The organism is Bacteroides xylanisolvens XB1A (genome assembly GCF_000210075.1).
In the GTDB taxonomy this organism is placed as follows: domain Bacteria; phylum Bacteroidota; class Bacteroidia; order Bacteroidales; family Bacteroidaceae; genus Bacteroides; species Bacteroides xylanisolvens.
This window is the reverse complement of the sequence record NC_021017.1, coordinates 3,021,316-3,032,875: the sequence shown is the minus strand read 5'-3', so window position 1 is coordinate 3,032,875 and position 11,560 is coordinate 3,021,316. Positions and strand designations below refer to the sequence as shown.

The window sequence follows — 11,560 nt, the reverse complement described above, 5'->3', positions numbered from 1 at the left end:
ACTATGATAGTGTTTCAAACAATTTATTTGGAGTAATCTTTCTAAATGAAGAACATCCATTCTCATTTTCGATTATATAAACTTCATTAACATTAGGCAATAATGCATTGTACTCATCCTCCGACAACTCTTTTCCAAGTAATGGGAAGATAACGACCTGCTTCGACACGCTCGGATAGAACTTTGTGATAACATTTCGTGAGTGAATACTATCAAACTTCTGAAGAGGGCTATCAATAAATACAGGGAATTCTATTCCAGACTCCTCAACCAGAGCGTTAAGAATAGCCGTAGCATACAACTGCTGCTCTCCCTTTGACAATTTTTCCTTACTTATAATCTCTCCGGCGTTATCCAAAAGCTCTATCTCAATAATATCATTTTGTAGGTCAATACGCACACTGTGTATAAAATCCGCCTTGTGCATCAAGACATCTATGCCAGCCATAATCTTCTTCTCAAGAGAAAACTTGCGCTTAGCTCTTAATTCAAACAAGAATGTTGTTAACTCACCGATAAGTCGCTCCGCTATTAAATCCTTCTCTTTATCAGCCTTATCAACGCGAACATGCTTCGCAACTTCTGATAACTGCTTTTTAAGGACTTTAATATCCTTGTTTAATGTTCCTATTTGTTCCGAGAGGTGGCGGGTTTGAATATCTAACTGAGCCAATAACTCATCAACTTCTGCTTTACGCATTCGTATCTCCTTGATGTCGCCGTTTCCATCATCATACTCTGCCTCAACAATCTTTCGTTGAGTTTTTGCCATGAATAGAGCATTGTTCTTTATATCCTTTACTAGCTGCTTGAATAAGGTGTTGAAAGAGTATCTGATATTGTCAAACAAAGCCTGAAACTCATTTGATTCACTATCATTAAAGTCAACTAACACCTTAATAGCTATTGCATCTTCTTCCGGTGTTTCAACGATATTATTTGCAAAGACGTCTGCGATAATCCTCTCAATAGCTTGCTTTTGAAGTGCTGAAAGTTTAATTTCAGATACTCCCTCTGTAATTTGAGTCTGTGTTAATTGAAGGGCAGCATTTATGGCAGCACGACTGGCTGCAGTCGTTTTAATTTTCTTCTCGGCAATAACCTGCGTCATTAGGTCTGTGAATAATTTACCCGAAATAGCAAATGGAGCAACATCTAACATTTCGCGTAATTGACTCTTTAATTTAGAGTCCTTCTCTTTCAATTTAATAAGCAATTCTTTTTGTTTCTTAAGGTCTTCTACACTAATAGCATTACCTTCACGAATAAGTCGCTCTTGCAACTGAACAGCCTCTGCTCTATACTGTTGAATCTGATTATCAACTCTTTCTCGTTCCTCTTCCTTTGTTCTAATTTGCACCTCTAAATTATCAACTTCAGCCTGAAGCCTATCCAATTTAGCTTTACTTGCTGTTGATCCTGCACTCTTTCGGAATTTGAGACGAAGATTCTCAAGATTTCTCTTGATATCTTCATACTTCTTTATACCTAAAACCTCGCTATAAGCCGTACTCAATCGACGTTTTTCATCAAGTGATTTTACTTCTGCAAGGTTTACAATCTTTTCGGCATCAAAGAAGAAGAACTTTGCAATATCCTTTGAAAGAATAAAGTCATTGATAAAGATGTCGTAGCCAACATCTTTTGCTAATTCATTTACCTGTCCATCGATTAACACTTCAACGAATTCAGTATCTAAGAAGTAGTCATAGGTTCGTCGAATTGTAATTGTACGACAAGGGATAGATGGAATAAATACATCAGTAATACTTATCTCAACATAATACTGTGCATCATTCTTAATATATTCGCTTTCCGAAGAATAACCGTACTTTATAATCCGTTTTCGCTCTTCAGGGCTTGTTTCATATGTATTTACAACACTTGCTAACTCTTTATGCAAGCTTTGGCGGGCATAGTTCTTATATCCTTGAGCATCATTGATTTCGCGTCTAAACTTTTCATCAACATCGACCATTAATTTGCCATATAGACACCATACGAGGGATGTGAGAAATGTAGTTTTACCAAAACCATTGTTTCCGGCAACAAGAAAGATATTCTTGGCATCCTGCTTAAAAGAGGTTTGGTTATGCCCTTTGTATGCTCTGTAATTATGTAATATTATTGACTCTATAAACATTGCTTACTGCTGGTTGAGGTAGTTATCTAATCGTTTCTCAATATCGCCTTGTAGGCCATTATTATTCATCAAAATGGTCTTGCTCTTTTGAAGCGATACCAAATCATTTATCAAGTGATAATCTTCAGGATGTTCTGCACATACCTTTTCAAGGATTAATCGCTCTTGGTACTGCATATTTTCAAGAGGCATATTTCGTTTATATACCTCATTGTAAATATCTGTTACTTTTGGCGCAAAAAATCCATCTCGATACCAGTTAATTTGAATCGCAACAAGTTCTTGATTTGAAATCAACTCCATATGCGGCTTTATTTTCTGCATATCGCGCTGCAATTCCAATAATTTACGGAGCATCTCACAGCGATACTCAAAAGTGTAATTACCTTGATTATGACCATCAGCATCTTGAGCAGCTTGACCATTTCTGCGGGTTGCATATCTATTTTCTGAAATATTTCGCCCTGCAACCATTTCGTCTCGATATTTTAATAAAGGAGACATCCATTGGTTGCCATTGTTAATAAGGGCCATCATTGACTTATCTTCCTTAACTACGGTGCAAACCCAACAACCAAATCGACTCTGCCCACATGAAGGCTGTGTCTTATCCGTAATTACAGTAGGACACTCATAATCATCTGCTGTGGCATCAGCATATATTTGGAACAACTTCTTATTGTCATAGCCCCAAGGTGATGGCTCATTGTTGAGTATATACCATACCTCTTCCAAATATAAATCTTTAATTGGAGGATATGTGTATGTATTGGGATTCAACGGATGCTTGGTTAAGCGTTTTCCCTTGATTTCGTGACGACGAATCGATTTCGCACGAGTAGCACTCTCGGAAAGACGAGTACCAATAAGAACAATAGCCTCTCCCATAGCATCTACCTTATCAAGGATGAACTGCGTAGTCGGCTTAATCTTTAATCGATCAGTACACCATCTAAAGGTATTATTTGGAACAGGATATCCCTTACCTAGGAAGCTAATCCAGAAACTATCCTCTAATTTTGGCACTGTTATTTGGACATTGATAGGTAGTTTTTGTTCAATAGCAGCAATACGGATACAATCCAATACCTCAACGATATAGTCTGTAATAATAGGATTTTCCACTAGGGTGTCATTATTTACAACATACACCTGTCGAACAAGAGCCGTATCGCCTAACTCTTCTCGTATAGATAGCAAGGCTCTCCACACTAATGTTAGTACAACCGTACTATCTTTTCCTCCACTAAAACCGATAATCCAAGGTATATTGTTATCTTTTTCAAGATATTGTTCCTTAATATCATCAATTATATATTCAATGCGTTTCGACATTTTATATTACTCTTTCTGTGATTTTAATAGTACACGAACATCAACATCTAACAAGATTGCAATTTCTTGTAATTGAGCGATTGATGGTTGAGATTTATTAGAACACCACCTCGAAATGGTATTCTCTGATTTCCCCATTTGTTCAGCTAACCATCTATTGGTTTTCTGTTTCTCAACAAGTGTAACCTTAATTCTATTCATCACTATTTGTTGATTATTCGACATATTAATTCAATTTATTGATAAAATATCTACAAATATACGCATATTTTTGTACAGAAGGACATTTTTGTTCGATTATAATAGCCATTTACATAACTTATTCTTTTGGGGATACCCTTTTACGTTTTTTTGAGACTCAAATCCTGCAAGGCATTTCCCATTGTAGCTTCTTTTGCGAGAAAAAAATATCATCATCCAGTTGAAACACATAAAGTACTCTAAGATAAATGCCTATTGCCTCTGTTGCCGTCTTTCTCTATGTGAGAAACCGTAAGGCGAACAGGTGACACGTTCAACAAATCTGAGCAATACTGAGATTTGTACATAGTCTAGCCAGCCTGAGCTGCTTATCCACTATCTGCATCTTCTGCTTTAACTCTCTTGGCTACTTGGTACCCATTGTGCTTTTTTGTCATAGCTCAACATATCATATAATATATAAATATGATAGTTTTACTTTATTTTATGATGTGTTACAGGAATAAATTTTCGAATTTACTCTTACCGTAATCTGCTTGACCACATCATTGAACGTTAAGATATTAAATGCTATTATATTATTTATATAGTTCGTATTTCATCTATAACAAACAATATATTATTTGTTACTGGAAAGCGAAATTCATTATGATTATACAACTTTTATCATGATATTTATATGAAGACAACACCAATCAGCAAGATACTACAATAAATGTATATGCACTTTTTGTTGCAACATTTTTTGTAGTTACATTTTATGTATTATATTTGTGTATTAAATCAAAATAGAGCGTTATGGAAACTCCGTTTATATTTGGAAAGATTGCTACTGAGAAGAATTTTACCGACCGTGAGAAAGAAACAGCCGAATTGGTTCAGAACTTTACGTCGCTAATCAACACGATTATTATCTCTCCTCGCCGTTGGGGTAAAAGTTCGCTTGTAAATAAGGCTGCAAAGTTAGCGATGGCACAGGACAGTAACCTCCGAATCTGTCATATCGACCTTTTCAATGTACGTAGCGAGGAGCATTTCTATTCGCTGCTCGCTCAGAAGGTCATTGCCGCCACTTCCACAAAATGGGAGGAGGCAATCGAGAGTGCGAAGAGTTTCTTTTCGCATCTTGTTCCCAAGATTTCAATCGGTACAGACCCCACCAATGAGGTCTCAATCGACTTTGATTGGGAGGAGGTAAAACGCAATCCTGATGAAGTGCTCGATCTTGCCGAAAAGATTGCCAGGAAGAAGGGGCTGAAAATCGTGATTTGCGTAGATGAGTTCCAAAATATCGCGGAATTTACCGACCCAGACTATTTCCAGAAAAAGTTGCGTTCACATTGGCAGCTGCACCAAAGTGTGGCCTATTGTCTCTATGGCAGTAAGCGCCACATGATGATGGAAGTATTTACCGACTCATCCAAACCATTCTACAAGTTCGGCAACCTGATGTTTCTCAATAAGATTGAGACGCCTTGCCTTGTGGAATTTTTCAAGAGTCGTTTCGCTGATACCGGTAAGAACATTGACAATGAAGCAAGCCATTTGATTGCAAAGCTCGTAGATAACCATCCATATTACGCACAGCAGCTGGCACAGCTTTCATGGCTCAGAACAAAGGATGTATGTACCGTTGAGATCGTACGTGAGGCACATACGGCATTGGTGGAGCAGTTAAGTCTGCTGTTTGTAACAATCACCGAAACACTGACCACACAGCAATTGAACTACCTCAAGGCTCTTATAGCTGGAGAAAAGGCCATCAGTTCAACAGAAGTGATGCATCGCTATCAAATCTCTTCAACGACCTCAATATCCCGTTCAAAAGCTGCCCTTATCAAGAATGATATATTGGATAATAAGGCTGGTGAAATCTCGTTTCAGGACCCGATTTATGCCTATTGGTTGAAGACTGAATATTTCGCAAAATGACAGGCATTGAAATACTACAGACATTAGTCTTTTAAAATTAAGGTTTTTCCGTAAGACTCTTATAACTTAACGGTGACAAAAATTAAAATAATAAGGAGTTGAATTAGCTGCGATTTTCAGAATTCTCTTATGTCATAAACTAGTAGGATGCTCATTATCACTTTGTCCTTCTTTTTAGATGTATAAGATGTCCAACATCCTTAGAATCTGTATCTCCAATAGGCAAAAGATATTTTACGATATTCATCAAGAATTATTTAATGAGGCCGACCCAAAAGTCAAATTTCATAAAGGAGAACTTACAAACAGTAACTTGACTGTCCTAATTTTATTATTAAAAGCCTTATCATACCACCAAAAAAAGAAGTCTGATAAGGCTCTTTTATGCATAGGACTTACAATTCGTAGTCTTTCAGAAAATGTAATTTACTTTTATGTCACCCTCATATATTTTCTCTACATCAAAATTAATTTAACATATTATAGATAATAACGTCTATATTACTCTTATTATAAAGAGCACTAACAAAGTGTCTTATTTTTATTGATAGAATCAATTTGTATAGAAGTTTTAATCATATCTTCTGTTAATTTTCCACTCATTCTATCGCTATCTTTAGGACTTCTTCCTAATACTGTACTAACTAGTTTTATTGCAGCATCAAATCCTTTCTCACATTTTTGAACATCACATAATATGCGACACAAATGATCGCAATATTGTTGTACTTTATTTGAATTCAATTGTGGCTGTCTATTTTTTTGGCACATTAATTTGAAAGCTAACAAGACATGGAATTTTACTTTCTTAAAATCTTTATACTGCGCATTCTTAGAAAACCACTCTACCATTTTGTAATTTGCTAATGCACTTGTGTAATATAATGCTGGATTTGTCTCTGATGCAAAAACACGAACTCCATTTTTATCAAATTGCTCCACAATACTTCCGTAATAACCACTTACTTCATGTGGTTTTTCTAGTATCATAGAAACAAAAGCTTTAATTTGAAAAGGAATAGTTATAACTTTATTCACTGGAATTCTTGTTTCTTCATACCTATATTGTTTGGAACGACGTTCGTAATACAATTTTTCAAATGTTTTTTGAGCATTATAATAATCTTCTATATATTTTTGTGAATCTAATAAAGATACTAGTTGCTCTCTTTTTACCTCTGTTTGACTATTATTTCCGACTATTATCTTATCTTTAATTGTTTTACTTTTTGAGGATATTATTTTTACAGATAGCATTAAATCATCAATATTAGGTACATCAAGATGTTGTTGCAGTACATTACAAGTCTGACATCCATTAACAATTTGATAGTCTGATAGATGAATATTCAGCCCCGTCGTTTTTACATCTTTGGCAATAACGGTTATTCCGTTATTCATTGCAACAAATAAATTGATATCTTCATTTTTTAAAGATTCAGACATGGCTTTGTTTACCGAGTTATTACCTTGAAAAGAACGTACATTATCATAAAATACAGACTGAATAATATTTTGATTATTATCAATTATTAATTTCTTGAATTCTTTAAATGGAATAAGACATAGAAACCCTTCTTCCACATCTACTATATTTGGAAAAATTAGTTTATTATCAACTTTAATATCTGCCTCAATCTTTGATTTAGTTTCTTTATAACAAGAAATAACCTCTTTTTTCCCAAATATATGACACTTAAAAGAGGAGGTTAGATCTAGCGAATGTATAGTATTATCCGTTTTTTGTATTCTGGCGACAAAATCAGCTTGATTATTATATTCACCACATGTGACATAATATAAATCTAACAATGGATTTATTCCGTCTTTGAAATATGCACTCTTTGTATAAACATATTTTATTAGATTCCTATATTTTTCTAGGTCATCATTACATGTAGGGAGACAATTAATATCTTCAATGATATCTTTAAATAAAAACTCAACGCCATTCAAAAAAACTCCAAACTCACCAATATCAAAATGATTCGAAGTCTTTGATTGAACTAAGACTATTTGTAATTGAATGTATCCATTAGCATCTAAAAGATCATTAACCTCCTCTTCTGTTGTAACAATCTTTCCGTTAACAATTAATATGATACTATCAATACCCCAATCTCCACCATTTCCGATGCATAAGTCTTCTAATAGGGATGTACTTATTGTCTCTGCTTTTATAAAACTAGAAACAATGCAATAAGTTGAAAATAATTCAAAACATTTATCTTCGGCAATATCAGTATATCCATATTGCTCCTTAAATTGATTTAAAAAAGATGCTGTTACTATATCCATGATATAAAATATTTAATTACTCACTATCAAATAACATCAATAATCACATATAATAATTTATAGTTTTTTGTATTTTTTCCAAACAGTACATGGTATCCTTTTCTTTCAATCCTACTCTTACGGCCACTGCAAACAGATCCTTTTTTGTTGGCTCGATCTTATCATTAATTGATGTAGTACGAAAACCATTGATGCCATCGCTTGGCAGCAAATCATAAGCCGGAGCAAAATGCCAATCCCCATCACGATAAATGAAGGCAAAGTTCTTGGCATGGTCATCTTTGTTGCCTATCAGATAGTTGAATACCATCAGCCGGTAGACCTTCCACAACTCGGCTACGCTATGTGTCAGCATAGCACAAACTTGAAATATATGAGCGTAATCAATGCTTGGTAAACGATAATCAGCACCGATAAGGCCAGCCATGCTTACTACATGCAACTTGCCATTTGGAGTCCGGTCAAATCGTTCCACACCAAAATATTTATCTTCAAAGAGACGTGTTTCCGGCATTTCAATTCCGCATTGCTTGGCAAGAAGCGAATAACGGTATTCATCTATACCAATACTCTGCGGATCTCGTTTGGCACGGAATTTTACTAACCACTCCTTGTTATCATAGCGAACGAAGATTTTAGGTCTTGCACCTCCAGGCGAACCACCGCGATCTTGAAACTCCTCAATACCTTCACCTGTATAATCGTCACTATCCAATATTTGTTCTGCTTCCAATGCCAATTTCTCGAAATCGACATAATCCTGTCTTGTAATAACACTTTTATCCGGACGAAACTCCAATGCTCCGCGTCCTGTTGAGCCAACCAATGCAAGGCGATCCAATAAAGTTAAAGTCCGTGGATTGACACCTTTTTGTTGCAAATACCTATCCAAAATAAGCAAGCCCCATCCATCAGGTAAACAGTCATCGAAAACACCAAATCCTCCTTCAAACGGACGAGGTTTAGCTATAAAGACACCACTTTTCAAGGGTAATTCGAATGGTGATATGGAAAAACCAGAATCAAGCCATTCTACCGAATACTCGAATGCGCATAACCCCTCTTTAGTCAATGCCAAGCGCCCGACTAGCCGATTATCATATATCACTTCAATTTGCTTGATATTATTCATTTTTCTTACCTCTTTTACGGATAACATTTTGTTCGTTTAATACATCATTCAAGGATTGATATTGCTTTTGTGCAAAAAGAGCGTCAAATTCGGATAACGCATTTAAAGCAAATCCTATTTGAAGCAATCCCTTTAAAGATATCTCCCCAGTCTGCTCAAACCTACGGTAAGTAGCAAACTTAAGCCCGGCTCTTGTAGCTATGCCTTCTTGAGTTAGATTTAACTCCAATCTCCGTGCTTTTACTCTAGCGGCAATTTGCTTCGCTACATCATCCGGAGTTGATAAATTAAACGATATTATATTGTTCATAAAGCGACTATCACATATATAACAAATAAAATATTATTTATACAAAGATAGTGATAATATTTCAAGACCAAGCATCTTGAAAGCTCTTTTTTAGCTTACACGAATAATATCTCTATTAACTTGAATCTGCCGTTTTTTTGTACCTTTTCTCATCAAAAAACGGCATTTTTCACAAGTTTTTGTACCGCACATTTTGATATTCAAGAAATTACACTTACTTTTACTTTCTAAAATGGAGGTACAAGCCGAGAATGGTGCTAAAAATCACTAACTTACACATTCTCAGATACTTGCCAACCTGCTGGTTGTACCTTTTAGAGCGCTATACTATTGATAATCAACGATATACACATACTGCATCGGCAAATGGGACACAGGACAATATCCTCTATGTAAAGTTTATACAAATGCCGGCGTCTTTTTCCGATACATAAATCATCTATCAATATATCCAATATTATCTTTTACAAAGGCGTACAAAAACTAAACGTCAGGACCACAACTGTCTTTGTGAGAGAAAAGAGGCCTTTTAATAAAGTTACCATAGCCTCATGTATGTAAAACGGGTCGATATTCCAATAAATGAAAATCCCCGTAAAGACGGTATGCGGTCTTGATGTGCATAAAGATAGTGTATTTTGCCGTATTGTGCAAGCTTACGGACAAATAAATCAACACAAATTCGGAATTTTACCTGACGGACCTATGACATTGCGCAATCTGATGCTATCAGAAGGAGGAGGGGGTACACGTAGGAGAGCTCCGGCATCCACAGTGTGCCAATCTGGCGGTCCACGAAAGGAACTACAAAACCCTGTCTTATCGACACTTATTTCATAAGGCAGCTTCCTAAAAAAACAACGAGATCAAGGATACAGAATAGACAGCCACTTCCTGATGAACAATCTGACGGGTTCAAGTCATGTTCCCGATGGAAGCTCCAAAGGTAGAGTCTGACCTATACATACAGCAGCAGAACATCCACCTCGGCAACCATTCTCCAGAACCGAGTCCAAGCGGTACCACCCGGCAGTCAAGCTAATTGCATGAGAACGGATATCCTTGTGGAAAAATTGTACAGGAGAACCGTCAACACACATAATAAGGAGATAAATAACAGTTTGATGAAACCGTTTTTTCTTCTGGTGTTTTTGCTTTGTTCGGCTGGTGCCTTCTCTCAAAAGGTTGCCTTGAAGAACAATCTGACCTACGATACCTTGAAAACGACCAACCTCTCCCTGGAGTTCTCCATGAGGCGTAAATGGACCCTTGGCACACAGGTGGGCATGAATTTCTTTTTCTACACGCGGGACCCCACGTCTTCCCTGTACAAAGAAAAGAAGTTCAGTCACTGGCTTGTCCAGCCGGAGCTCCGTTACTGGACCTATGCCCTCTTCAACGACTGGTTCTTCGGGTTGCACACCCATGGCGGCCAGATGAATATCGGAGATGTCGATGTCCCCTTTGTGCTTCAGAAAGGGGATGGAAACATGAAAGACCACCGTTACGAGGGTTATTTCTGGGGAGGCGGGTTGAGCGCCGGTTACCAGTCGGTGCTTTCCAACCGTCTCAATATCGAGGCCTCCCTGGATATCGGTTACGTGCACGCCCGTTATGACAAGTACAAGTGACCACTTGCGGCCAGAAGTTGGACAAGGGAGATGCAGCCTACATAGGCCCATCAGGACCGCCATTTCGATTATTTACATGTTGAAATCCCCCCTGAATCCGGGGACACATCTTTTTATTCTATCACACTAAAAATGTATATCAATGAAACTTTACCATATTTCCAAATAATCATCCTGGCCCGCTGTACATCCGGTCGGTCATGTAAAATGAAATTCCCAGGCCTGGCGGAGTAATACGGGGCATTTCTCCGCCTGATCTGGGAATAGAATGATGCGGATGAGATTCCCGCACTGTTTCAATCCATTTTCATCACTATCTGAACATTCGGGTCATTTGCTATCCAGGGCATTCCAATAATCCATGTTGGTAACCCGTTCCAGCAGGACTTTTCTGTCCCCTTCACGGATATTGTCCGCAGCAGTGGCGGAGATAATGGCCGCACGCTTACCCACGCCACGCCATTTAATCATCCGGGCAGGAACTCCACGCCCGATCAGGGCGGCATGTACCTTTTCAGCACGTCGTGCGGAAAGGGTCAAGTTATAGGAGTCGCTTCCTCTGGCGTCCGTGTAGCCCA

The 11,560-nt window shown here is 37.3% G+C and carries 8 protein-coding genes and 2 pseudogenes; 2 read left to right on the top strand and 8 right to left on the bottom strand.

Going from position 1 to position 11,560, the window contains the following annotated elements:
* Position 1 precedes the first annotated feature (1 nt).
* The 4 genes and pseudogenes from BXY_RS11905 to BXY_RS23570 all read right to left on the bottom strand — a co-directional run bounded on the left by BXY_RS11905 (position 2) and on the right by BXY_RS23570 (position 4,064).
* The gene (locus BXY_RS11905) at positions 2-2,143 is read right to left on the bottom strand and encodes an AAA family ATPase (protein WP_015532017.1); all 2,142 of its coding nucleotides are present in this window, start codon (positions 2,141-2,143) and stop codon (positions 2-4) included.
* A gap of 3 nt (positions 2,144-2,146) precedes the next feature.
* Entirely contained in the window at positions 2,147-3,478 is a 1,332-nt protein-coding gene (gene dndC / locus BXY_RS11900) for a DNA phosphorothioation system sulfurtransferase DndC (RefSeq protein ID WP_015532016.1), read from the bottom strand.
* Between the two features lie 6 nt (positions 3,479-3,484).
* Positions 3,485-3,703 (bottom strand): helix-turn-helix domain-containing protein, encoded by a 219-nt coding sequence (locus tag BXY_RS11895; RefSeq protein ID WP_015532015.1) that lies wholly within the window; start codon positions 3,701-3,703, stop codon positions 3,485-3,487.
* A 116-nt stretch (positions 3,704-3,819) separates the two neighbouring features.
* Positions 3,820-4,064, bottom strand: a pseudogene (locus BXY_RS23570) (transcriptional regulator).
* Between the two features lie 413 nt (positions 4,065-4,477).
* Between BXY_RS23570 and BXY_RS11890 the strand changes: the two are divergent.
* Positions 4,478-5,611 carry an AAA family ATPase gene (locus tag BXY_RS11890; protein WP_015532014.1) on the top strand — a complete coding sequence of 378 codons (1,134 nt, stop codon included), beginning with the start codon at positions 4,478-4,480 and terminating at the stop codon, positions 5,609-5,611.
* Positions 5,612-6,133: 522 nt separating this feature from the next.
* On the opposite strand, the gene BXY_RS11885 is transcribed toward BXY_RS11890, so the two are convergent.
* Genes BXY_RS11885 through BXY_RS11875 form a run of 3 tightly spaced genes read right to left on the bottom strand, consistent with a single transcriptional unit; the run spans position 6,134 to position 9,351 of the window.
* Positions 6,134-7,909: an AIPR family protein gene (locus BXY_RS11885; protein ID WP_015532012.1), complete on the bottom strand. Its 1,776-nt coding sequence runs from the start codon at positions 7,907-7,909 to the stop codon at positions 6,134-6,136.
* A 43-nt stretch (positions 7,910-7,952) separates the two neighbouring features.
* Positions 7,953-9,041: a type II toxin-antitoxin system HipA family toxin gene (locus BXY_RS11880; protein ID WP_015532011.1), complete on the bottom strand. Its 1,089-nt coding sequence runs from the start codon at positions 9,039-9,041 to the stop codon at positions 7,953-7,955.
* Entirely contained in the window at positions 9,034-9,351 is a 318-nt protein-coding gene (locus BXY_RS11875) for a helix-turn-helix domain-containing protein (RefSeq protein ID WP_015532010.1), read from the bottom strand. Before BXY_RS11875 ends, BXY_RS11880 begins: the two co-directional genes overlap by 8 nt.
* 1,124 nt (positions 9,352-10,475) lie before the next feature.
* Here BXY_RS11875 and BXY_RS11870 point away from each other — a divergent pair.
* Positions 10,476-11,112: pseudogene (locus BXY_RS11870) on the top strand (DUF3575 domain-containing protein).
* Between the two features lie 200 nt (positions 11,113-11,312).
* Here BXY_RS11870 and BXY_RS11865 read toward each other — a convergent pair.
* A partial coding sequence (locus BXY_RS11865; RefSeq protein WP_208946806.1) for an OmpA family protein occupies positions 11,313-11,560 on the bottom strand: 248 nt, incomplete at its 5' end.